Genomic DNA, 22,736 nt, shown 5'->3' with positions numbered 1-22,736 from the left:
GCGTTACGCAACTGCGTCCCCCGTTCGGCGTCACTGTGAAAGAGACAAACCGACCGTGTCATAGAGCTAAGCTTGCCATCATGCAACCAGCACTCAACGTTAATATCTTGGTACTCAGGTCGTGGCACGATCAAGCTCTCAACATGCTCTTGGCGATCCCTGGCGCTCTTGGCGTCTTGGCGGTTCCAAAGAAAAGAGCCGGGCCCCGCAAGCGAAGCCCGGCTCTCGATTAGTTGTCAATCACACGCACGCGATCAGGCGTCCGCTTCGGCGGGCTCGGCCTCGGCGGGGCCGGCGGCGTCGGCCATTGCGGCGCGGCGGCTGAGCTTCACGCGGTCTTGGTCATCGACGGCGATGACCTTGACCTCCATGACGTCGCCCACCTTGCAGATGTCGCCAACGCTCGCGACGTAGCCGTCGGAGAGCTCGCTGATGTGGCACAGGCCGTCCTTGCCGGGGAGGATCTCGACGAACGCGCCGAAGTCCTTGATGCTCGACACCTTCCCCTTGTAGACGCGGCCGACCTGGACGCTCGCGGTGAGCGCCTCGACTCGGCCGAGACCGGCGGTGACGGTCTCTTGGTCGGGGCCGGCGATCGTAATCGTGCCGTCCTCTTCCACGTCGATCTGCACGCCGCAGTCCTCTTGGATGCCGCGGATCGTCTTGCCGCCGGGGCCGATGAGGAGGCCGATCTTCTGCGGGTCGATCGAGGTCCGCACCAGACGCGGCGCCGACGAAGCGGTCGACTCACGCGGCCGCTGAATGGCCGAGAGCATGCTGCGGAGGATCTCGATCCGGGCGTCACGGCTCTGAGCGAGCGTCGCGCGGATGATCTCCTCGCTGATGCCCATGATCTTCAGGTCGAGCTGGATGCCCGTGATGCCGTTCTGGGTGCCGGCGATTTTGAAGTCCATGTCGCCGAAGTGGTCCTCGTCGCCGAGGATGTCGGTGAGCAGAGTCCAATCCTCGCCTTCCTTCACCAAGCCGACCGAGATGCCCGCCACCGGGTTGGTGATCGGCACGCCGGCGGCCATCAGACCCAGGGTGGCGGCGCAGACCGAGGCCATCGAGCTCGAGCCGTTCGACTCGAGGATGTCGGAGATCACGCGGATCGTGTAGGGGAACGAGTCGTGGTCCGGCAGCACCGGGTTGACCGACCGCTCGGCGAGCATGCCGTGGCCGATCTCGCGGCGACCGGGTCCCCGGATCGGGCGGCACTCGCCGACCGAGAAGCTCGGGAAGTTGTAGTCCAGCATGAACCGCTTGCTGTACTCGTCGAAGAGGCCATCGACGCGTTGCTCGTCGCGGCCGGTGCCCAGGGTGATGGTCACCAAGGACTGGGTCTCGCCACGCTGGAACAGGGCCGAGCCGTGGACGCGCGGCAGCAGGTCCACTTCGCAGTGGATCGGACGCAGGGTCTTCGAGTCGCGGCCGTCGGGACGCTTCCCTTCGAGGATCGTCTGGCGGATGACCTTCGCTTCGAGGTCGTGCCACGCGCTCTTGACCTTGCCGATGTCGAGGGCGTCCTCGGCCTTCGGGTCGGGGACCAGTTCGGCCAGGGCCTCGGCCTTCAGCGCGCTGCACGCCTCGGCGCGATCTTGCTTGCCGACGATCTGCTTGGCGGCCTTGAGCTTCTCGCCGTAAGCGGCTTCGAGCTTCTCGAAGATGCCGTCGGGCTCGGGCGAGACGTAGCTGCTGGCCGGCGTGCCGACCTTCTCACGTAGTTCGAGCTGCAACTCGCACAGCTCGCCGATGAGCTTGTGGGCGTACAGCAGGGCCTCGGTCATCTCGTCTTCGGGCATCTCGCGGGCGAAGCCCTCGATCATCAGGATCGCGTCCTTCGTGCCCGACACAATCAGGTCGAGCTCGCTGAACTCCAGCTGCTCGGCGGTCGGGAATGCGACCAGCTTGCCGTCGACCTTGCCGACGCGGAGCGAGCCCAGCGGGCCCTCGAACGGCAGCGTCGAGATCGTCAGGGCGGCCGAGGCGCCGATCATCGCCAGCACGTCGCCGTCGGTCTGACGGTCGCTCGACATGACGAACGATTGGATCTGGACCTCGTCGTTGAATCCGGCCGCGAACATCGGGCGGATCGGGCGGTCGATCAGGCGGCTGGTGAGCGTCTCCTTGGTGGTGGGACGCCCTTCGCGCTTCATAAAGCCGCCAGGGAACTTGCCAGCCGCGGCGGTCCGCTCGCGGTAGTCGCAAGTGAGCGGGAAGAAGTCGATGCCGGGACGCGGGGCGCTGGTGGCGACGGCGGTCAGCACGACGGTGTCGTTCAGGCTCACCAGGACGGCGCCGGCGGCCTGCTTGGCTAGGGTTCCGGTCTCGATGCGGATCGTCTCGCCGCCGATCTGCCGTTCAACGATGTGTTTCTGCAACTTGGTAGTTCCTTGAGTAGCGGGCCGCTGGCTCCGATCGCTTAAGTCCGATCGATAAGAGCCGCAGGCCCCGTTTCAGCGGGGGCGGTCCGGAGTCGCAGGGGCGGGTGGGCGCCAAGGAGCAGAAGCAGCCGAAAGACGCCGAGTGCGCCCAAGCCCCACGACGGGGTGAACGCATCATTGACGTCGCGACAAGGCGCGGCTGGGACGGCACGACAACGCCCACGAGGCGTGCGTAGGAGCCGCTTGTCAGAAAGAAGACTCTCGGTCTGGCAGGGCGCCGCCGATCGGCGCCCGCACAAGCAGCACGGCGCTACTTGCGGATGCCCAACCGCTGCAACAGATCGAGGTACAGCTGCGGGTTCTTGCCCTTCACGTAGTCCAGCAGGCTGCGGCGGCGGCTCACCATCCGCAAGAGACCACGGCGGCTCGAGAAGTCCTTCTTATGGACTTGCATGTGCTGCGTCATCTCTTGGATGCGGCTGGTGAGCAAGGCGATCTGAACCTCGGGCGAACCGGTGTCGTCGCTCTTGCGGCCGAACTCGTTCACTACTTCGCCGGTCTTTTCGGTCGTCAACGCCATTGCCTGGTACTGCCTGCGTGTCTCGTTGGGGCTCTGGGGGCTCTCCTTAGGCAGTTAAGCCAAGAAGGGCCTCCAAGCCGCGTTTCTCGGTCTGGAGCCTGCTTCCCTCGCGGCCGTGATCCCTTTTTCGCGGGATGTCGGCGGGGGGGGCTGCACCTGCTCCTGGGCGGGGACCACCGTTGGCCCCGGCTCCTACGAACCTTACGGATGTCAATAAACGCTTCGCAAGCCGCGTAAGGTAGCAGAAGGCCTGCCCATTGCAAGAGGGGTATGGGCAACAGGGGTTGCGGCGGCTTTGCGCAGAAGTGGCCATAGGCGAGCCGGCGACGTTAGTCGTCGATTGGAAGGAGATACCCGCTGCCACCGACGACTAACGTCGCCGGCTCGCCCTACTCTCGTCCCGAGTCCCTCAACCCCCCACCAACAATCAGGCCGGCGGCGTCCCCTTCGGGATGTCCCGCAACCGGACCACGTTCCAGGCTAGGCCCGTCTTCTCCATCGCCAGGATGAACCAGTAGGTCATGTCGATCTCGTACCACTTGTGGCCGGCTGAGGCGATCCGCTGGTAGGCGTGGTGGTTGTTGTGCCAGCCCTCGCCGAACGCCAACAGCGCGACCCACCACAGGTTCTTGCTGTCGTCGGTCGTCTCATAGGTGCGGTAGCCCCAGAGGTGGGTGGCCGAGTTGATCAGCCACGTGACGTGCATGACGTACACCATCCGTAGCGCCAGGCCCCAGATCAGCATCGAGCAGCCGTACCAATGGCCGCCCATGCCGAGCCCCGTGCCGAAGTAGCCGACCGCGTACAACACCACGCCCAGGAAGAGGTGCGAGGGGAGAAAGAGCTTGTGCAGCACCAGCATCCCCTTGTCTTTGAGCATGTCCGGGGCGTAACGCTTGAGCAGCTCTTCGTTCCACTTCAACCCGCGGTTGGGCATGAACCAGAACATGTGCGACCACCACTTGCCGTGCCGCGGCGAGTGCGGGTCGCCGTCTTTATCGCTGTACTTGTGGTGCTTGCGGTGGTTGGCGACCCACGTCAGGGCCGAACCCTCGCCCGACAGCCCGCCCAAGAAAGCGAGCAGCCAGCGGATCGGCTTGTAGGTCTGAAAGCTGCCGTGTGTCAGCAGCCGATGGTAGCCCATGCAGATGCCGAGCGAGCCGGTGAGCACGTACAGCACTAGGAACGCCGTCAGCGCCTGCCAGCTGAAGAAGAACGGCGCCGCTAGGGCCGCCAGGTGCGCCAGGCCGATCCAGACGACCGTTGGCCAGTCGAGGCCGCGGCGCCACAGCGCCCAACTATTGGCCGGCGGATTGATCGCATCCATCGCGTCCTTGTCGCGATCGACAGGGCCGCGATCGACAGGCTGGGCGGGACGGGTCTTGGAGCGGGGGGCGACCGTGGTCGCCGAAGCGCCGGTCGAGGGGAGATCAGAGGACGGTAGCGACATGCGAATAAGCCTTCGCAGGATTTCTTGTAGGGACCACCGCTCGCGTGCGAGACGGTCCGAGGTTAAGCATCTGTTACGCAGTTGGTGTGCCGGATCGCCAACTTTATTCGGAGATCGGCTCCGAAAATTCGGGCAAATCGTCTCAGTAGAAGCTAGGCGTGGCAAGCCCGGCTGCCTACCCCAACAAGGCCAATTGCGGCGATCGGTCGCGGCCTAGCATGAACGTTTCGAACGGTTTGCGAAGCTAGCGGTCATCGCCAGGCAGAAACCCGCACACCACTGCCGCTAACGGCGCCCGAAACGAAGCCCCGTTCATAGGTCTCCCAGACCGAGGCGCCTCTCGCCGTGAACGAGTCCTGGGCCACAGTGCGGGCCTCACCGCTGGAGACGACCACCTGGTCGGGCAAGCACCACGCCGCGAAGCCGGCGGGGTCGCTGCGTGCGCTCCCGTGGTGCGGCGCTAAGAGCAGGTCGCAGTCGTAAGGTTCCTGACGCATCAGCCACTCAGTGCCGGGCGATTCCAGGTCACCGGGCAAGAGTACGCGCCGGCCTGCGTACTCGACGCCCAGCACGAGACTGTTGGCGTTGTCCGACCCCGCGACGCCGATTTCGTCGGGATGGAGCACCAGGAACTCCGCCTCGCCGACCCGCCAGCGGTCGCCCATCTCGACGGTCTGCACGGGCACGCCCGCCGCGTCGAGCATTCGGGCGAGCTCCGTCGGGCCGCTGTGGTCGTCCGGGTCGAGCCACATCGGGAACATCAGCGTCGTCGTCAGCACCTGGCCGATCGCGAACCGCTCCAGCAACCCCGGGACGGCGTTGTAGTGGTCGGTGTCGGGGTGCGTGAGCACAAGCGTGTCGATCCGATGCACGCCGCGGGCCCAGAGGGTCCTCGCAACGACGTCCGCCACGTGGTCTGGCGCCGTCAGCGCCCCGGCGTCAACGAGCACCACACGACCATCGGGCGTTTCGATCAAGGTCGAGGAGCCATGCCCCACCGCGATAAACGAACACCGAAGTTCATCGTTCGCGCTGACGAAGTTCCACAGCGAGGGAACGAACGCCGCCGCTAGAAGGGCTAGGCCTAGTCGTGTCGTCACCCAGCCATGGGTGGGCCAGAACACCGCAATCGCAGACGCCACAGCGAGCCACACAGTCCACGCCAACACCCACCACGGCGCCGGCCCCGCGGTCCAGATGCTCGACCCGTCGAAGGTCGCCGTCGCCTTGACCGCGCTGTCGAGCCCTTCCGAAGAGACCGACGCCAACCATGCCGGCAACGCGACCAGCCAGTTCAAGCCGAATATTTCGCAGAACAGCGTGCCAACGCCGCCAATCATTTGAAGGTAAACGAAGGGCGTCAGCACTAACGATAACGGCGCCGCAGCGAACGAAACGAGGTGGTACTCGCTCGCCACCAATGGACCCGTGGTGATTTGAACAAGAACGGATGCAGCGAGCGCCCAAACAATCCAACGACAGGCGCCGCGTGTCAGTCGGTCCAATGGTGACCGTGTCGAGCGAATCAAACGTTCTAACGGCGGCGTCACCGCGGCTTCCCGCTTAGCGGCGTACCCCGCGACCTCCAACAGGGTCGCCGTCGCCAAGAAACTCAATCGCGTCCCCGGCGCGACCCACGCCCCCGGCGATAACGCGAACACAACGACCGCCGCGCCGGCAAGCGTGTTCACACTAATCGGCCGCCGCCCCGCGAGCGCCGCGACGCACGCCGCGATCGCGACAATGCCCGCCCGCAACGCCGACGACTGACCACCGACGATCGCGACGTAGACCACCACGAGTGCGATGCCCAACAAGCTCGCGGTTCGCTTCGATACTAAGCCGCATATCAAGAATAAGAACGGCGTAAACGCGATCAACCCGACGTGGAAGCCCGACACCACCAAGAGGTGTACGGTTCCCGTGTAGCGATACGCGTCGAAGTCCTCGGCGCTCAGCCCCGACGGGTCGCCGAGCAACATCGCGCGCGCCAGGGGCGCCGCCCTTGGCGTCAGTCGTTTGTCGAACGCGTCGATCGCACCTTGCCGCAGCGAAGCGATCGATCGAGCGAACGCCGACGCCTCGCCGCTGTCGATCGTTGTCACGCACTCGGGTGATTCGGACCAGACGCGCGCCAGCCGACGCTCGGCGCGATCGGCGGCGGCGCTGTCGCGCTGGCCGGGGTTCATCGCCGGGAGCGGACGACTCAGTTGACCGAACACCCGCAACCGGTCGCCCGGCCGGATGTTCTCCGCGTCTCCAGCGATGGTGACTTCGCACTGGCCGCTCGCCTCGCGCCAGTCGGCGGCGCTACGCAGCTTAACCACGCGCGCCGCGACGACCGTGCGATCGGTTGAGGGGATCGCGCGGAAGGCCGTTGGCGTCTCGGCGGGGTAGTGCGTCGGCGGCGCCGTGGCGACGACCTCAAGGCACACGGGCTCCGCCTCCAAGTGCGCGAAGCGCCCAATGTCGTCTTGAGCAAACAGCCGCCACGACGCGCCCGACCACGCCGCCGCGAGCAGCGCGATGGCTCCCAGCAGCCAGGCGGCGGCCAGCGCTTCGCTCGTGCGGCGACGTAACACGCCCATGTCGCTGCCAAGACGACCGTTAACAACACGAGCCACTCGGGCCGCAGCCACACCGCTGCGGGCGCCAGCAGGCCGCCAACGGCCACGGCGACGCCTACCCAGATCAGCGGCAGGTCGGCGGGGCTGCGTGGCGCAAGGCGACGCTCCGCTAACCGCATCTCAGCGGCGCGGCGGGGCGAGGCGGCGGGCGTGCTAGCAGGCGTCACGACCGGCAGCTTAATCGCCCGATCCCCGCCCGACACGCCGCAGCCGGGCGAACCTCGCCAGATTGCCCCGCGTAGCCAAGCTGTTGCCTGATAGGGCTGCGCTTCTCCCTGGTAGGCAACGGGGCCCGGTTGGCGGTAGGATCGCCAGCTAGGCCCCAATGCGGGGGGCCGAGCCGCCCGCGCAGCTCCAAATCGCGGCGGTCAGGGAAGACCCGCACTCACCATGTCGTCGCCGGCCACGAAGGCCCGGCGAGCGGCCGCCGCTTCAGGGAGGACTTTTCGCCATGTCTCACCGCCGCCCATCCCGCGCACCACGCCGCAAGGCGTCATCTTCGATGCGAACCCTAACCGAGCTCGCCGCTTTCCTCGGACTGCTCGCTCTGTTTGCCAGCGGCTGCGCCGAAGGGCCGATTGAGTCCGTCGCCGCCGCGCAAGATTCTCGCGACAAGACGGCCCCCGCTAAGACGACGAATGTCGCCGCCAAGCCCATGACCAAAAACGCCGGCGCCGCCGCCGAGGGCGTCAACTCCACGCCCCTGATCCCCCGCGACGTGCTGTTCGGCAACCCCGACCGCGCGCAGGCCCGCCTCAGCCCCGACGGCAAGTACCTCAGCTACCTCAAGCCCGTCGATGGCGTGCTCAACGTCTGGGTCGGGCCCGCCGACGACGTGGACGCCGCCAAGCCCGTCACCGACGACAAGCTCCGCGGCATCCGCTCGCACGGCTGGGCCTACAACAGCAAGTACATCCTCTACACGCAGGATAAGGGTGGCGACGAGAACTGGCACGTTTACGCCACCAACGTCGAAACCAAAGAGACCCGCGACCTCACGCCGATCGACGGCGTCCGCGGCGAGCTCTCCGGCTCGAGCGAGCGCTTCCTCGACGAGGTGCTCATCGGCTTCAACGACCGCGACGACCGCTTCCACGACATCTACCGCGTCAACGTCCTGACGGGCGAGAAGTCGCTCGTGCAAGAGAACCCGGGCGTCGCCGGCTTCGTGACCGACGACGACTTCAACGTGCGCCTCGCCGTGACCTTCACCCCCGACGCCGGCCAAGTGTGGCTCAAGCCCAAGAGCGACGAGCCCGGCCTCAAGGGCTACGAAGACTGGGAGCCGATGGAAGAGTTCACCAGCGTTGATGCGATGAATAGCGGACCGGCGGGCTTCGACAAGACTGGCAACGTCCTCTTCTACGAAGACAGCCGCGACCGCAATACGGCCGGCCTCTTCTCGCGCAACCTCGACACGAACGAGACCAAGCTCGTCGCCGAAGACCCCCGCGCCGACGTAGGCGGCGTCATGTCGCACCCGACCGAGAAGACGCTGCAAGCCGTCTCGTTCACGTATAGCAAGACCGAGTGGAAGATCCTCGACGAGGCGATTCGCCCCGACATTGAGTTCCTCCAAGCCTTCGGCAAGCAGGACGGCTCGGACGGCGAGTTCATCGTCAGCGGCCGGACGCTCGACGACTCGAAGTGGACGGTCGCCTACGTGCTCGACGACGGCCCGATGAAGTTCTATGTCTACGACCGTAAGCCCGAAGGGGACGCGAAAATGCGGTTCCTCTTCAACAGCCGCGACGACATCGCCGAGTACCCGCTGGCAAAGATGCACACGCCGGTGATCGAGGCCCGCGACGGGCTCAAGCTCGTCAGCTACCTGACGCTCCCGGTCGGCAGCGACCCCGATGGCGATGGCGTCCCCGCCGAGCCGCTGCCGATGGTGCTCGACGTTCACGGCGGCCCTTGGGCCCGCGACGGTTGGGGCTTCAACTCGACGCATCAATGGCTTGCCAACCGGGGCTACGCCGTGCTCAGCGTCAACTACCGCGGCTCCACGGGCTTCGGCAAAGAGTTCGTCAACGCCGCCGACGGCGAGTGGTCCGGCAAGATGCACGACGACCTCTTGGACGCGGTGAAGTGGGCCGTCGAGGGCGGCGTCGCCAAGCAGGACGAGGTCGGCATCATGGGCGGCTCGTACGGCGGCTACGCGACGCTCGTGGGCCTGACGTTCACGCCCGACGTGTTCGCGTGCGGCGTCGATGTCGTCGGCCCGTCGAGCCTCGTGACGCTATTGAACAACGTCCCGCCGTACTGGTTCCAGTTCATGCCGGTGATGAAGCAACGCGTCGGCGACTGGACCACCGAAGAAGGTATTAAGTCGCTCGAAGCCCGTTCGCCCCTCAACAAGGTCGACGCCATCAAGAAGCCGCTCCTCATCGGACAGGGCGCCAACGACCCGCGCGTCAAGCAGCAAGAGGCCGACCAGATCGTCGAGGCGATGCAGGAGAAGGGCATCCCCGTCACCTACGCCCTCTACCCCGACGAGGGCCACGGCTTCGCCCGCCCCGAGAACTCGACGAGCTTCAACGCCGTCACCGAGATGTTCCTCGCCGAGATCCTCGGCGGCCGCTACGAACCGCTAACGGCCGAAGACCTCGAAGGCTCAAGCCTCCACGTCCCCGCCGGCGCCGACGACGTGCCCGGCCTCGCCGAGGTTCTGCCGGCGGAGCGGAAGCAAACGCCGAAGTCGGAAGAGAAGGAGTCAGACGACGGCGCGTGACGGGTCTGCAGTAGGCCACCCCTTCCGCTACGGGTTCTTCCTAACGGAATGAACCAACGAGTTGATTCCCGGCACGCACACCAGCGTATGCTAGCCCACAGGTCGCCCGCCTTGCAAAGTGAGAATCTGCTAACAGGCATTCTGACCTTGATGGTATGTGTGCTCGCCTTGTTTGGGGGCGCCAGCGGAGCGGCGAGTTGGCTTGAAGCCACCTCATTCGTGACTGGCGCCGCCTGTGTTTGGCTAACGGTGAAGGAGAACGTCTGGAACTTCCCAATCGGCTTAGTGAATGTGACGACTTTCTCTGTCGTCTTTTTTCAAGCAAGGTTGTATGCCGACGCCGGTCTGCAAATCGTGTACTTTGCTCTTGGTGTCGCCGGATGGATGATGTGGCTTCATGGCGGTGCAAACCGGTCGCCCTTAAAGGTGACTCGTGCGCCGCTCGTGGAATGCGTTCTGTCGGCGGTTTTTGTTTCTCTGGGGACGATTGCCCTTTGGAGTTTGCTCACGAACGTCGGCGGCTCAGCTTCTTTCTGGGATGCGTTGACAACCTCGCTTAGTCTCGCGTCGCAGTGGCTGCTCAATCGCAAGCGGGTCGAGAGTTGGCTTGGCTGGATCCTCGTCGATGTCATATACGTGCCGCTCTATCTTTGCAAAGAGCTCTATCTAACGGCTCTTCTCTACGCTGTGTTCTTAGCGATGGCGGTCGTTGGCTTAAAAGCGTGGACGAACAGCTGGCGCCTTCAGGTAAACGCTCAAGAGGATAGTGGCGCATACCAAGCCATTCTAACATGACCCTCGGCTTCATCGTTGGTAAGTTTTACCCACCACATCACGGTCACAAGCATCTCATCAACACAGCGCGTGCGCAGGTTGATCAGTTGATTGTGATGGTGGCGCACCATGCTTCTCAGAAGATTCCTGGCGAGCTCCGCAAGGCGTGGCTCGAGGAAATTCACCCGGACTGCGAGATTCACCTCGTCCCCGACGAATTGGACGACGACAGCCAGCAGTGGGCCGAGTTCACGGTGCGTTATCTAGGCCGTTCGCCTGACGTAGTCTTCACGAGCGAAGACTACGGCCACGAATACGCTAGGCTCATGGGGGCTCAGCATGTCATGGTCGATCGCAACCGTTCCGACGTACCTATTTCAGGAACTGCCGTTCGTTCAGCGCCGCTAGATAACTTAGACTTCCTTGAGCCGTGCGTGCGTGCGTTCTTTGTCCGCAGAGTCGTACTAATCGGCGCCGAATCAACAGGCAAAACGACGCTCGCTAATATGCTGGCGGATCGATGGCAAACAACCTGGGTGCCAGAGTACGGACGAGAGCATTGGGAGAGGAAGGTTGCGGGGCTGCCAATGAGTGGGCCGTTGCCGGTCTGGACTGATGAGGAGTTTGTCCACATCGCGAACGAGCAGCAGGCCCGAGAAAACCTAGCGGCGAGGTCGGCAAACCGCGTCCTGGTCTGCGACACCAACGCGTTTGCAACAGGCACTTGGTTCGAGCGCTATCGAAACCACAGAAGCCTAGCCGTCGATGCGATCGGCGCTGCCGACAAAGCCGATCTCTACCTAATTCCAACACCCGATGTGCCGTTTGTCCAAGACGGGTTTCGCGACGGAGAGTCGGTCCGGAGCTGGATGCACGCTCGGTTTGTCGAGCAACTGTCGGAGGGGAGAGTTAATTGGCGGCAACTGAATGGAACCTATGCCGAGCGTTTACAACAGGCCGAGAACGCCGTTACCGAACTGATGTCAAAAAGCTGGGAGAGTGAATGACTCCGTCACGACCCGTCTCAAGTTGCGAGCGTCGCATTCCGCCGCCACGTCTGCCTCAGCAACCGCGTCGGTGGCGTCTCGCCGCGGAATTGCCAGTCCCACGCTTCGGCGATGAAGTAGGCGTACAGCAACTCGGACGTCCGGCGGGGACGGCGCAGTAGCGACTGTGCGATCTTCCACAGCACCTTGGGCTTCGTCGCTAGCGCCCGCCGCATGCGGCTCATCCGGTACTGGCTGGCGGCGCCGTAGCCCGTGGTGCCGTCGGTTTGCTTCTCGAGCGCGAAGTACGGCTGCGCGCATTCGGCGAGTTGCGTGTAGGTCGGGTAGTAACCGCCGAACCAGTGGTGCAGAAGGCTGAACATCCGTTCGGACGAACCCTTCGGCAGGCGGCGCCAGTCGGTCAGCAGCGCGTCGGGGTCGAGCGACTCGGGGACGTGGATCGCCGTCGTCACGAAGCGTGCGTCGGCGTCTTGTGGATCGAGCATCCGTTGAGCGATCTCGAACGCCTCGTTGTAGATCGCGTTCGCTTGCCCTGCCTTCACGTCCTCGGGCTGCACCCAGTGTTCGAGGGATCCATTGGCGACAACGCCATCGAACCGCCCCTGCCACTCCGGCGCCTCCATCAGGTCGCGGTAGTTGCAACAGTGGACCTCAAGGCCCTGCTCTTGGCAGTCGCGGACTTGCTCCGGCGAGATGTTGACGCCAACGCCAACGGCGCCGCGCTGGCGCGCCTGCCTCAGCAGCCGGCCGTAACCGCTGCCGATCTCCAGCAACCGAAAGCCCGGCCGCGTGCAGCCGACTTCGTCGAGCAGGTAGTCGTTCTGGCGAATGATCCCCTCTTCCAGCGTCGTGTCGCTCTCGGTGTACTCCCCGTCGGCAAAGTCACGGACGCCGGCGCCCGCGGCGATGTGCATCAGCGCGTAGCACGTCTGCACCCGCCTCACCGGCGGGACCCGTCGCGGGGGCTCGGGCAAGTCGAGGCGGTCGGCAACGCCGGGCCGTTCAGCGGAGGGAACCGGCGTCAATGGTTCAGAAAGGAGAGTCATGGCGTCGCTCCTCGGTGAGAGGGCAGCTATGGGAATCGTAGCGCTCGACGGCGCCCGCTGTCAAAACGTTTGTCTGGCGAGTCGCTAGCGGCGTTACGGCTGCCTTCCATCACGGGCGATCCACGCCCGCTCAGGCTGGCCGCTTTGCCGCCACGCTACGCCGCGACATCGAAGGCTCTTCGTTGTCGCAAGCGACGAAAGCCCGCTGACAGGTAACGAGTGCGCGTTGCGCGCCAAAGTCAGGGCGTTCGGTACAGGCTTTGCTTCCATGTCGGCGACTGAGAGCCGGCCAACGTCACGCCGCGCTCCTCACCGCACACTCCCAAACGATCAGGACAACACCATGTCGATGGAAACCCTAGCCGACGCCTTTCATGACGAACTCCGCGACGTGCTCAGCGCCGAACGCCAACTCACCAAGGCGTTGCCGAAGATGGTGAAAAACGCGACCTCGCCGCAGCTCAAGAAGGCTTTCGAGAGCCACCTCGCCGAGACCGAGACTCACGTCGAGCGTGTCGAGCAGGCCTTCGAAGAAACGGGCAAATCGGCCCGCGCCAAAACCTGCGAGGCGATGAAGGGCCTCCTCAAGGAAGGCGAGGAGCTGATGGAAGAGGAGGCCGCGCCCGAGGTGAAGGACGCCCTGCTCATCGCCGCCGCCCAGAAGGTCGAGCACTACGAGATCGCCACCTACGGCACGCTCTGCACCTGGGCGGAGGCGTTGGGCTACAAGAAGGCCCTCAAGCTGCTGAAACAGAACATCGCCCAGGAAGAGGCCGCCGACAAGAAGCTGTCGCAGATCGCCGAGAAGGTGAACGCCGAAGCCGCCCAAGCGGCCGTTGCGTGAGCGCGACTATTCGGTCGGTACTCTTTACCTGACGTGCAGACACGGCGGGCGCATCACTTTTCGGGGGCGCCCGCCGTGTCGCTGCGCGTCGGGGCCGACAATCTTTTACCAAAGTTGGTTGCAGGCGGCGTGATCGGTCGGCGAATATGGGGCGATGAAGAAGCCTCTCCTCACGCCGCGCGACCTTCCGCGACTTTTGCTGGGCGTTACCTTAGGGGTCGTGGGGGCAGTGGCGGTGGTGTCACCGTTCTCGCTGATCCCGCGGGCGTGGGTCGAAGCCCCGACCAGCCTGCCGGCGCCCGAGCATCTGCCCTCGACCGGGCCGTCGCACGCCACTTGGCCGCCGCACGAGTGGACCGACGATCCCAAGTGGCACTGGGTCCGCTACGACGACGAGGGTTGGAGCACCGGCTACGTCGGCACCTATCGCAGCCTGGAAGACTTGCTCGGCCCCGCCCCTGCGAGCGATCGGCAACTCTCTGTCCCGCTGTTCCCTACCGTCTATCAGCCCGACAACCTCGACAAGCTGTACTACGACTGGATCGCCGAGGGCCCCATCGAGCGCGGCGACAAGGTGCTGGTGATCGGCACAGGGTCGGGCGCCGATTCGTGGGCCGTAGCGCTGAAGACTCAGAGCAAGGTCTACGCCGTCGATATCAACCCGCTGGCGGTGCTCAACGCCCGCGTCACGGCGCGGCTGGGCGGCTTCGAGCTCGAAGCGGTGGCGGGCGACTTCCAAGCGATCGAACTCCCCAAGTCGTTCCGAGACTTCGACTACGTCCTCTGGAACATGCCCTTCGTCGAAGCCGGCGCGAGCGACGAGAACTTCCTCAGCCGCAACTTCCACGACGGCGACGACGGCACGATCGCGACACGCTTCTTGGAACGGCTGCCCTCGCTCCTCAAGCCCGAAGGCGTCGCCGTGGCGCTCAACTACGCCCTCGCCCGCAACTACCTCAACACGCCCGGGACGACGACCCATGTCGCTCCCGACGACGAAGCAGCGATCACCGACACGACCTACATGCTGTTCGTGGTCCCCAACCCGGGGACGGCGCAGTAAGACTACGGATTTGTGATGTGGGTTCCGTTTCGTGCGTTCTAAGGCCCCGCGGCTGATAGGGATGAACCTTTACGCAAGAGATCAGCCGGCACGCCTTAGCGTCCGGTTCTTCTGCTGTGCGTGAGACTTCCCAGAGCAGGTTGCAACGAACTGAGCGCTATTCCGCGACCCGCGCGCCGAGCATCGCTACTTCGTTGAACCGATCGACGTTGCGATGCCCCGCCCAGGCGACGCCGCGTAGCAGCAGCGTGCGGTAGACCGGGTCGTCGAATGTCCACATGTAGTGGCCCGGGATCGAGACGAACACGCGGCCGCCGCTGGCGTGCTCCATCGTCCAGAAGAGCGGCTGCGGAGCGCCGTCCTCGACGCCGGCGCCGAGCAACGTCAGCCGCGAGGGGTCGCCCGTTAGCGCCCAGTACGACTCGTCGGTCCACCGCGCGCGGTGCAGGTTGCGGGCGACCGGGTGGCCGGCGCCGGGCGTGAAGTCGAGGTCGAGCTCGCCGTGGCGGTACTTGATGCCGCCGCCCCCCTTGGCGGAGAGGCCGATCCGCTCGGCCATCGCCTGCTCGCCGCCGCGGCCATCGACGGCCCAATGGATGTAAACCAAGCCGCCGCCCCGATCTAGGAAGGGGTCGATCACCGCCGCCCGCTCGTCGTCCCAACGACCCCGCTGGTAGAACACCATCACATCAGCGCCATCGGCTTGCTCGGCGGTCGGAAACTCCCACGCCGAATCGACCTCAACGCCGGGCGATCGCGGCAGCAACTGCGACCAGACGTCGAGCCAGCTGGGGTAATCGTGCTCGCCGGCGTCGTGGTCCTTTGGGCCCGCCACGAGCAGCACCCGCAGCGGTTTGCCGGCGCGGTCGGCTTCGACCTTGCTTTGGTTGGTCCCCGAGTGCAGCGCTTCCACCGCGTCCTCCGACGCCGGCTCGGGGATTGCGTCTTCATCGCTGTAGACCGGCATCTTTGCCGAGGACTCCTCGCCGAGCACACGGTCGAGCTCCGCCTTGATTTGCGACGACCACAGCTCGTAGCCCGCGTCGTTGAGGTGCAGCCGGTCCGCGCGGTAAACGTCGCTGCGGGCGTCGCCGTTGTCGAGCAGGTACTCGTCGGCCGTGTCGAGGTAGTAAACCCCAGCCCGTTTGTCGCACTCGGCCTTGAGGGCGGCGTTGACCGCCTTGGTCTTGTCCCACACGTGATGGCGCGACGGCGTCGGCCGCACGTCGCAGCAGATGACCGGGGCGTCGGGCTCGTGGCGACGCAGCACGTCGGCGACGTAGCCGAACCACTCCGCCACCTCTTCAGGCGAACGGTCCCCGGCGCCGCCCGTCACGTCGTTCGCACAGAACACCACCGCCGCGCGGTACCGGTGCGGCGAGACGATCCGCTCGGCGTAGTGGGCGAGGTCCGCGAAGCTCGCGCCGCCGTAGCCCCGCTCGATGACGGGGTAGGGCGCCAAGTCCTCGGCCGCGGTTTTCCAGAGCCGGATGCTCGAGCTGCCGATCAGCAGCACCGCGTCCTCGGGGTCGGGGTTCACCGCGTCCTTCGCTTCGAGCCGCGAAACCTCGTCCTCCCAGCCCGCGATCGACTTGGCGTACTTCGACAGATCGGGAAGGCGCGGCGCCTCACCGCAGGCGACCGCGCAGGTGGTGAGGATCGCGAAGCAAATGCCGAACGATGACCGAAACGTCATGACACAACGCAGGCGTTTGAACAGGAAGGATGGCGCTACGACGAACGAAGCCGTAACAGAACCGCCATTTTACCATAACGCCGGTGAGACTCACCTCGTTTTAGCCACTACTTCGCACTTTCTGCGAAGCCCCTTACGCCCCAACAGAAGGCGCCTAACGAATCCGATCTTCGGGCGGCCGGCGGCCGATCGGCACCGTCGCGCGGATACGCGTGCCGTTACGGATCAGCTCGATCTCGACCCGCTCGCCGACCTCGCTAAGGTTCACTAGATTGAAGAGATGATCGAAGTCCTCGATCGTCGTGCCGTTGTAAGTCAGCAGGATGTCGTCCTCGCGCAGCGCCGCTTGGGCCGCGGGCGAGTCGGTCTTGATCGCGGTGATGCGCGCGCCGAACAGCCGCGGCAGGCCCGCCGAGCGCGCCCGCTGTTCGTTGAACATCGCGTCGAACTCGACGCCGAGGTAGCCACGCTGCGCTTCGCCGTTCTCGATCAGCTGGCCCGCAATGCGGGTCGCCAGGTTGATCGGGATCGAGAAGCCGATCCCCTCGTTTCCGCCGCTGGAACTAGCGATCGCCGTGTTGAGGCCGACGACCTCGCCGCGGAGGCTCACCAGCGGACCGCCCGAGTTGCCCGGGTTGATGGCCGCGTCGGTCTGCAAGAAGTTCTGCAGCTCGACCTCGCCGTCGCCCAGGTCGAGGTTATAACGACCTTTGGCGCTGACGATGCCGCGCGTGACGCTGTGGCTGAGGCCGAAGGGGCTCCCGAAGGCCATCACCTGTTCGCCGATCTCGAGTTGCGAGCTGTCGCCGAGCACCGCGGGCACGAGGCCAATGGCGTCCGCTTTGCCAACCGACATCACCGCGACGTCGGTCTCGCTGTCGCTCCACAACTGTTCCGGGCGGAACGGACGACCGTCGACCAACTGCACACGGATATGACTCGGTGACGAGTGCTTGATGACGTGGCGGTTGGTCAGCACGTAAGGCTTGCCACGGAAGTGGACGATGACGCCCGATCCCGCTTCTTGTCCGCCGCGGACGCGGTGTTCGTTGATCGGCCGGGCTTCGATGTGAACAACGCTCGGCGCAACGAGCTTGGCGACGCGTTTGAAGATGCCCAGCTCCGACTCCAACGCCGCCACGTCGCGCGCCAGGGCGCGGAACTCGTTGGCGCGTGTCTCGAGCGTGAGCGGTTCGATCTTCGCCTCAAGCGAGTCCACCGCCACGAGCCGTGGCGAAGCCTGATCGACCGCCGTCGCGGCCTCTTGAGCCACGGCGGGCGATCCGAGAGCCGCGATCACGACGCTCAAGACGATCGCCGCCGGGGACGATTTACGGACGACGTCCGACATAGCAGGCAAGGGAAGCGGGCAAGGAGACAGGCGTGCGGCAGGACACGATGCGGAACGGGGCCGCGACGCCCTGGCGTCCCGACCCCGTAGTCTAGCGGATTGTTGTCGGCTTTCGACGCCGGAGAGCAGTTACTGCAACTCGAAATCGTTGACGCGGCTATCGACCTCGGAATAACCGGTATCGACGACGCGACTCCAATCTTCGGGCATCCGATCGTCCAGCGTGCCGTCCTCGGCCGCTTGTTGACACTCGATGCACATGGTCGCGTAGGGGAGGGCGTTCAGCCGAGCCAGCGCGATCTTCTTGTTGCAGATCTCGCAGTCGCCGTAGTGGCCCTGTCGGATCCGGTCGAGAGCCTTCTCAATGCTCCCCAGCTCACGGCTTTCAACTTCGGCCAGCTGCGAACTGATCTCGTCTTGGGTGGCGTCGAGGGCGGCGTCGACGATGTCGCCGCCGGACTGCTCACGCAGTTGCATCAGCATGCTGAGGTCCCCCGCGAGCGCCTTGCGGAGCGCGTCACGTCGGGTCGCCAGCAATTGCTGGATCTTCTTGATCGAGTCGTTACGGGTGCGGGACATGTTTGGCGCCTTCTCGTAGCGCCCTCCCGGTCAAGCCGCGTGGTGCGGCGGTGTGCGGGCAGGGCCTTGTTTGCTGTTCCAGGTGCAGAGCGCGCCAGTCCGGGTAGTGGAGCCACCCGACAGGACCGCTTTGCAAGCTTAGTACGCGTTGACCGGCAGATGGGTTGCTGAGTTCGGTTCGGATTCTGGGTTTCCGTTTATTCCCCTCTTGCGGGTGGTAGCGGCTATCCGCGGACCCCTCGTGGACGGATCGGCAAAATGACCGACGAAACCAGCCGATGCCCGCGATCCACAGGCTTTCTTACCGGGGTCGTTGTTTTGACCACCCCGGTTCGGCGAGCTACATGCTGGTGTCCGGTGCGCCTGCCACGAGCCGGACGGCCGGCCTCCCCAACAAGGCCCACCCCCGAAAAGGCAATCCAAGATTGCCGCCTCGGCCCGACTGCCTACCGCTCTTGCACCATGACGACCCTCGCCCCTCCCGCCAGCCCGAAAGCCGCCGCGGCCGACCGCATCGCCCGATTGGCGTTGATCGACGCCGGCGGGACGAACCTCGCCGACCTGACCGACCAGCCGCAGACGATCGGCGGCGGTCCGCGCTGCTCGGTGCGGCTCGACGCGACGGGCCTGCGGCCGCTGCACTGCGTTATCACGCCTAGCCAGGAGGGTCCGGTGGTCCGCCGCTGGGCCGTCGAGACCCACCTCAACGGCCAGGACTTCACCGAAGCGGCCCTCACCGCCGGAGACCTGCTGCGGATCGGGTCGATCGACCTGCGCGTCGTCGCGCTCCCCAGCTATCTGCCGGATGACGGTCGCCCCGACGAGACGCTAGAGCCAACGCCGCTGAACGATTCCATCGTTGAAGCGGCGGCGGCGCCGATGGCGCCGATAGCCGAGCCAATGAACGGCGACACGACGGCCCTCGAGCCGCTAGCCGCCGATCCGGAAGACCCGGTTGAGCCAGACGACTTGTCGGAGCTAGACGCAGTTGTCGAGCCAGAGTGGTTCGCCGACAACGCCGACGGCAGTGCGGATGAGAACGAGACGAACGCCGAGCGCGCCGACGCGGCGCCCTTGGCGGAGGTCGACCCGGCGATACCGAGTTGGCTGCTAAAGCCGTGGGCGCAGGATAAGACGGACACCAACCGGATTGCGAACGATCCCGTTGAACCCGTGACCCAGGCCGAGCAAGCGTCGGACGACGACCCGTTTGCAGCCTTCGGTGGCGTCGGGCGCGATGACGCTTCCGTGGCGGAGTCCGTTGATGCCAACGAACCAGAGCCTGCCGGTAAGACGGTGTTTGGCGCCTTGATACAGCAACCGGGGTTTATTGAAGTCGCTCCGGAAGCCGTTAGCGCCGCAACCGACAACGACGACGACCCATGGCGTGTCGCGCTGCCGACCGCGACAGCGGTCGAGCCGGCCACGGCCTTCGACCTAACAGCGGCGGCCGCGTTCAGCGCCGATGCCGTCGCCCCTGAGGTCGAACCCGCGGACAGCTCGATTGTCGAGCGACTACTTGCACGTACGGCGTCGAGCCGCACCCGCGTCTCGCGTCTGGTCGCGGCGCTCCGCGCGGAGCGACGCCATACGCACGAGCTAACGGACGCCGTCACCGAATTGGCGTCGCAGCTCGAACAAGCCCTCGCCGCTTCCGACGAGTCCAGCGCCGAGTTGGCGCGGTTGGCGAACGAGCGTTCCGCCGCCAACCACGACCTTGCCGCGGTTCGCGAATCCCTCGCCGAGGCGACCAGCCGCGCCGAGCGACTCGAGTCGCAAGTCGCCCAACTCGAAGCGGACCTCGCCGCCCTAGCGACAACGCCCGAGCCGACCGTTCCGGAGACGTCAATTGCCGAGCAATCGGGTTCGACTGGTGAGAGCCCGGCCGAGACCGAGGGGTCGATTTTGTCGTGGGGCAACGACGCCGACGCCGTTCCGGTCTTTGCCGACGAGATCATCGAAGACGCGACGGAAGAAGTCGATGCAAATGAAGAACGCGTCGAGGCGACAGCCTATCCCACCGACGGGGCCGAGGCGGCCAACGGGGACGCATACGCTTGGCCGGCGCCCCCCGAAGCCGAAGATTCGGTAGCCGAAGATTCAGTAGCCGAAGACGAGCCCCTCTGGGGCATCGAGCGTCTCGCCGCGACGGAAGAACCTTTGCCGACGGTGTCGCCATGGGCCGATCACGCGCCCGACCCCCGCGCCGAATCGCCCGCTGCCGAGACGCCCGCCACTGAGACGCCCGCCACTGAGTCCGGCTGGGAAGACGAGCCTGCCGCCATTGCGGTCGATGAATCGCCGGAGGCAGCCTTCGAGCCGACAGCGCATGCCGACGAATACGAGGAGCCCGCGGCGGCGTACTCTGAGCCCGAACTTGCGCCCGTCCACGAAGAAAGTGAATCGGCGCCGGAAGCTGCGGCCGGCCTGTGGGGACCCGAGTCAGAGAATCGATCCGAGGACCCCATCGATCCGGCCACGCCCGAGCCGCAGGCGTCGTTCATCGAGCGGTTCGCGCACTTGGTGCCCGACGAAGACGAGCCGATCGAGCGGCCCGTCGCGGTCGAAGCAGCGCCCGCGGCGCCGGCGGCGGACAACGATGAGTCGATCGACGACTACATGCGGAAGTTGATGCAACGCGTCCGCGGCAGTTCCACGAACGAAGACGCCCGCGATCCATCGCCGAAGCCGACGTTCAGCGCAACGGTCACTACGACCAAGACCGCCAGCGAAAGCCTCCAAGTCCCTGCTCAGGCGCAGCCGGTCGAGCCCCCCGCCGCCAAGCAGGAACTCTTTCGTGACATCTCCGAGCTGCGTCGCGGACCGGCGCCGGAGGTGAAGACCGACATGGGCGCGCTACGCCAACTCGCCAACCAGTCGGCCCGCCACGCCATCGACGTCGCCGCGTCGCGTCAATCGCGCGAGAAGGCGACGATGCGGCTGGCGGTGTCCGTCATCTCGGTCGCCGTCGGCACGCTGGCGTCGGTTGTTTCACCCAGCCCACTCGATCTCCAATTCATCGGCGGCTTCACGTCGGTCGTCGTTGGTGGTTGGTTCTTCGTGCGAACCGTTCGCCAGTGCCAAGTCCGCACGCTCGACGAACAAATCGCCCTCGCCGCCAAGCAAGCTGGCTAGAGTTCTACAAAGCGAACCACAAAGTCGTAGGGTGGGCATGACCCACCAGCAGCAGAGTCGACTCGCAATTCTCGGTGGTTCGCGACCCACCCTACTTGCTCAAGAGGCGGTTAGATCGCCGAGCCCGCGTACTGCGCCGTCACCGTCTCGGTGATGCCGCCGCGGGCGTTGAACGCGATCTCGACCTTGATCCACTGCGGCTTCACCACCGCCACCAGGTCGTCGAGGATCGTGTTGGTGATGTGCTCGTAGAAGATCCCCTTGTCGCGGAACGAGCCGAGATAGAACTTCAGGCTCTTCAGCTCGACGCACAGCGCCCGCGGCGTGTAGGTGATCGTCACCACACCGAAGTCCGGCTGCCCCGTCTTCGGGCACAGCGACGTGAACTCCGGCTGGCGGATCTCGATCCGGTAGTCTCGGTCGGGGAACTGGTTGTCAAACGTCTCGAGCAATTCGCGCGACATCGGTGGCGTGGCGGCAGGGCTAGCGGGGAGGCGACTAGCGGTGAGTGGGGCGTTGTGAACTAGTCGGCGAGTTTGGCATGATGGAGCGGTGCGGGGTAGGGGAGCACGGCTTCCTCCGGTGACTTGCGTCACCGGCTCCCGGACCATTGGTACACGCTCCCATCCCGTTGCGCCGGGAGCCGGTGACGCAAGTCGCCGGAGTGAACCCGCCTTACCGCCCGCCACCCCGCCCCGCCCGCCGTGCCCGACCCCCCCAAAGCCGTCGTCCTCCTCTCCGGAGGCCTCGACTCCGCCACCGTCGCCGCGATCGCCAAGGCAGCCGGTTTCGCCGTCTACGCCCTTAGCATCGACTACGGTCAGCGACACCGATTCGAGCTGCAATCGGCGGCCCGCGTCGCCGCCGCGACGGGCGTCGTCGAGCACCGCACCGTGCGGATCGACCTGGGATCCTTCGGCGGCAGCGCCCTGACCGCCGACATCGAGGTCCCCCACGGCCGCAGCGACGAGGAGATGGCCGGCGGCGTGCCGATCACCTACGTCCCGGCCCGCAACACCGTGATGCTGTCGCTGGCCCTGGGTTGGGCCGAGGTGCTGGGCGCGGCAGACCTTTTCGTCGGCGTCAACGCGGTCGATTACAGCGGCTACCCCGATTGCCGGCCCGAGTTCGTCGAGGCGTTCGAACGCCTGGCGAACCTCGCCACCAAAGCCGGCGTCGACGCCGACGCCGGCGTTCCCGGCGCCCGCCCCATCCGCCTCCACGCCCCGCTGATTAAACTAACCAAAGCCGAGATCATCCGTCGCGGCCTCGAACTAGGAGTCGATTACCGCCTCACCCACACCTGCTACAGCCCCAGCGAAGCGGGCGTCAGCTGCGGCCAGTGCGACGCTTGCCTGCTGCGGAAGAAAGGCTTTGCGGAGGCGGGGCTGACGGATCCAGTTGCTTACCAATAGAAGTTCACCACAGAGACACCGAGGACACCGAGGCGGCACTTAGGAAAAAAA

General features: G+C 65.4%; 16 protein-coding genes. 7 read left to right on the top strand and 9 right to left on the bottom strand.

Annotated features, from left to right (window positions below):
- Nucleotides 1-254 precede the first annotated feature (254 nt).
- From Spa11_RS15545 to Spa11_RS15530, 4 genes are all read right to left on the bottom strand, one after another.
- Complete coding sequence (locus Spa11_RS15545) at nt 255-2,381, bottom strand: polyribonucleotide nucleotidyltransferase (RefSeq protein WP_145113881.1); 2,127 nt, start codon at nt 2,379-2,381, stop codon at nt 255-257.
- A 313-nt stretch (nt 2,382-2,694) separates the two neighbouring features.
- Nucleotides 2,695-2,964, bottom strand: coding sequence for a 30S ribosomal protein S15 (rpsO, locus tag Spa11_RS15540; protein WP_145113879.1), 270 nt, complete (start codon nt 2,962-2,964; stop codon nt 2,695-2,697).
- A 427-nt stretch (nt 2,965-3,391) separates the two neighbouring features.
- On the bottom strand, nt 3,392-4,414 hold the full coding sequence (locus tag Spa11_RS15535; RefSeq protein WP_145113877.1) for an acyl-CoA desaturase: 1,023 nt from the start codon (nt 4,412-4,414) through the stop codon (nt 3,392-3,394).
- Nucleotides 4,415-4,665: 251 nt separating this feature from the next.
- Nucleotides 4,666-7,038, bottom strand: a complete 2,373-nt coding sequence (locus tag Spa11_RS15530; protein ID WP_145113875.1) for a ComEC/Rec2 family competence protein — start codon at nt 7,036-7,038, stop codon at nt 4,666-4,668.
- A 505-nt stretch (nt 7,039-7,543) separates the two neighbouring features.
- On the opposite strand from Spa11_RS15530, the gene Spa11_RS15525 reads away from it, so the two are divergent.
- The 3 genes from Spa11_RS15525 (at nt 7,544) to Spa11_RS15515 (ending at nt 11,556) form a co-directional block, all read left to right on the top strand.
- Entirely contained in the window at nt 7,544-9,775 is a 2,232-nt protein-coding gene (locus Spa11_RS15525; RefSeq protein WP_145113872.1) for a S9 family peptidase, read from the top strand.
- 111 nt (nt 9,776-9,886) lie between these two features.
- The gene (gene pnuC / locus Spa11_RS15520) at nt 9,887-10,570 is read left to right on the top strand and encodes a nicotinamide riboside transporter PnuC (protein WP_197529428.1); all 684 of its coding nucleotides are present in this window, start codon (nt 9,887-9,889) and stop codon (nt 10,568-10,570) included.
- Nucleotides 10,567-11,556 carry an AAA family ATPase gene (locus Spa11_RS15515; RefSeq protein WP_145113868.1) on the top strand — a complete coding sequence of 330 codons (990 nt, stop codon included), beginning with the start codon at nt 10,567-10,569 and terminating at the stop codon, nt 11,554-11,556. The genes pnuC and Spa11_RS15515 overlap by 4 nt, the downstream gene beginning before the upstream one ends.
- 17 nt (nt 11,557-11,573) lie before the next feature.
- Here Spa11_RS15515 and Spa11_RS15510 read toward each other — a convergent pair whose 3' ends face one another.
- Nucleotides 11,574-12,602, bottom strand: a complete 1,029-nt coding sequence (locus tag Spa11_RS15510; RefSeq protein ID WP_145113866.1) for an SAM-dependent methyltransferase — start codon at nt 12,600-12,602, stop codon at nt 11,574-11,576.
- Between the two features lie 343 nt (nt 12,603-12,945).
- Here Spa11_RS15510 and Spa11_RS15505 point away from each other — a divergent pair, with 343 nt between their 5' ends.
- Together Spa11_RS15505 and Spa11_RS15500 are read left to right on the top strand one after the other, a co-directional pair.
- Nucleotides 12,946-13,446 carry a YciE/YciF ferroxidase family protein gene (locus Spa11_RS15505; RefSeq protein WP_145113864.1) on the top strand — a complete coding sequence of 167 codons (501 nt, stop codon included), beginning with the start codon at nt 12,946-12,948 and terminating at the stop codon, nt 13,444-13,446.
- 154 nt (nt 13,447-13,600) lie between these two features.
- Complete coding sequence (locus Spa11_RS15500; RefSeq protein ID WP_145113862.1) at nt 13,601-14,509, top strand: methyltransferase domain-containing protein; 909 nt, start codon at nt 13,601-13,603, stop codon at nt 14,507-14,509.
- Nucleotides 14,510-14,666: 157 nt separating this feature from the next.
- Here the strand turns inward: Spa11_RS15500 and Spa11_RS15495 are convergent, their stop codons facing one another.
- The 3 genes from Spa11_RS15495 to Spa11_RS15485 all read right to left on the bottom strand — a co-directional run bounded on the left by Spa11_RS15495 (nt 14,667) and on the right by Spa11_RS15485 (nt 18,135).
- Nucleotides 14,667-16,205 (bottom strand): ThuA domain-containing protein, encoded by a 1,539-nt coding sequence (locus Spa11_RS15495; RefSeq protein ID WP_145113860.1) that lies wholly within the window; start codon nt 16,203-16,205, stop codon nt 14,667-14,669.
- 154 nt (nt 16,206-16,359) lie between these two features.
- Nucleotides 16,360-17,556: a S1C family serine protease gene (locus tag Spa11_RS15490; protein WP_145113858.1), complete on the bottom strand. Its 1,197-nt coding sequence runs from the start codon at nt 17,554-17,556 to the stop codon at nt 16,360-16,362.
- Nucleotides 17,557-17,685: 129 nt separating this feature from the next.
- On the bottom strand, nt 17,686-18,135 hold the full coding sequence (locus Spa11_RS15485) for a TraR/DksA family transcriptional regulator (RefSeq protein WP_145113856.1): 450 nt from the start codon (nt 18,133-18,135) through the stop codon (nt 17,686-17,688).
- 462 nt (nt 18,136-18,597) lie between these two features.
- Between Spa11_RS15485 and Spa11_RS15480 the strand changes: the two genes are divergently transcribed.
- The gene (locus Spa11_RS15480) at nt 18,598-21,270 is read left to right on the top strand and encodes a hypothetical protein (RefSeq protein ID WP_145113853.1); all 2,673 of its coding nucleotides are present in this window, start codon (nt 18,598-18,600) and stop codon (nt 21,268-21,270) included.
- A gap of 110 nt (nt 21,271-21,380) precedes the next feature.
- On the opposite strand, the gene queF is transcribed toward Spa11_RS15480, so the two are convergent.
- Nucleotides 21,381-21,734 carry a preQ(1) synthase gene (gene queF / locus Spa11_RS15475; RefSeq protein ID WP_145113850.1) on the bottom strand — a complete coding sequence of 118 codons (354 nt, stop codon included), beginning with the start codon at nt 21,732-21,734 and terminating at the stop codon, nt 21,381-21,383.
- Between the two features lie 240 nt (nt 21,735-21,974).
- Between queF and queC the strand changes: the two genes are divergently transcribed.
- Nucleotides 21,975-22,685, top strand: a complete 711-nt coding sequence (queC, locus tag Spa11_RS15470; protein WP_145113847.1) for a 7-cyano-7-deazaguanine synthase QueC — start codon at nt 21,975-21,977, stop codon at nt 22,683-22,685.
- Nucleotides 22,686-22,736: the final 51 nt, after the last annotated feature.

It is taken from the genome of Botrimarina mediterranea (genome assembly GCF_007753265.1).
Classification (GTDB): domain Bacteria; phylum Planctomycetota; class Planctomycetia; order Pirellulales; family Lacipirellulaceae; genus Botrimarina; species Botrimarina mediterranea.
Note: the sequence above shows the minus strand (reverse complement) of the source record. Positions and strands in the feature narration are given on the sequence as shown.

Coding starts and splice junctions, on each gene's coding strand:
- Spa11_RS15525 (WP_145113872.1), top strand. CDS start 7,544: ATGCGAACCCTAACCGAGCTCGCCGCTTTCCTCGGACTGCTCGCTCTG.
- queF (WP_145113850.1), bottom strand. CDS start 21,734: ATGTCGCGCGAATTGCTCGAGACGTTTGACAACCAGTTCCCCGACCGA.
- Spa11_RS15485 (WP_145113856.1), bottom strand. CDS start 18,135: ATGTCCCGCACCCGTAACGACTCGATCAAGAAGATCCAGCAATTGCTG.
- Spa11_RS15505 (WP_145113864.1), top strand. CDS start 12,946: ATGTCGATGGAAACCCTAGCCGACGCCTTTCATGACGAACTCCGCGAC.
- rpsO (WP_145113879.1), bottom strand. CDS start 2,964: ATGGCGTTGACGACCGAAAAGACCGGCGAAGTAGTGAACGAGTTCGGC.
- Spa11_RS15495 (WP_145113860.1), bottom strand. CDS start 16,205: ATGACGTTTCGGTCATCGTTCGGCATTTGCTTCGCGATCCTCACCACC.
- Spa11_RS15510 (WP_145113866.1), bottom strand. CDS start 12,602: ATGACTCTCCTTTCTGAACCATTGACGCCGGTTCCCTCCGCTGAACGG.
- Spa11_RS15515 (WP_145113868.1), top strand. CDS start 10,567: ATGACCCTCGGCTTCATCGTTGGTAAGTTTTACCCACCACATCACGGT.
- Spa11_RS15500 (WP_145113862.1), top strand. CDS start 13,601: ATGAAGAAGCCTCTCCTCACGCCGCGCGACCTTCCGCGACTTTTGCTG.
- Spa11_RS15535 (WP_145113877.1), bottom strand. CDS start 4,414: ATGTCGCTACCGTCCTCTGATCTCCCCTCGACCGGCGCTTCGGCGACC.
- Spa11_RS15480 (WP_145113853.1), top strand. CDS start 18,598: ATGACGACCCTCGCCCCTCCCGCCAGCCCGAAAGCCGCCGCGGCCGAC.
- Spa11_RS15490 (WP_145113858.1), bottom strand. CDS start 17,556: ATGTCGGACGTCGTCCGTAAATCGTCCCCGGCGGCGATCGTCTTGAGC.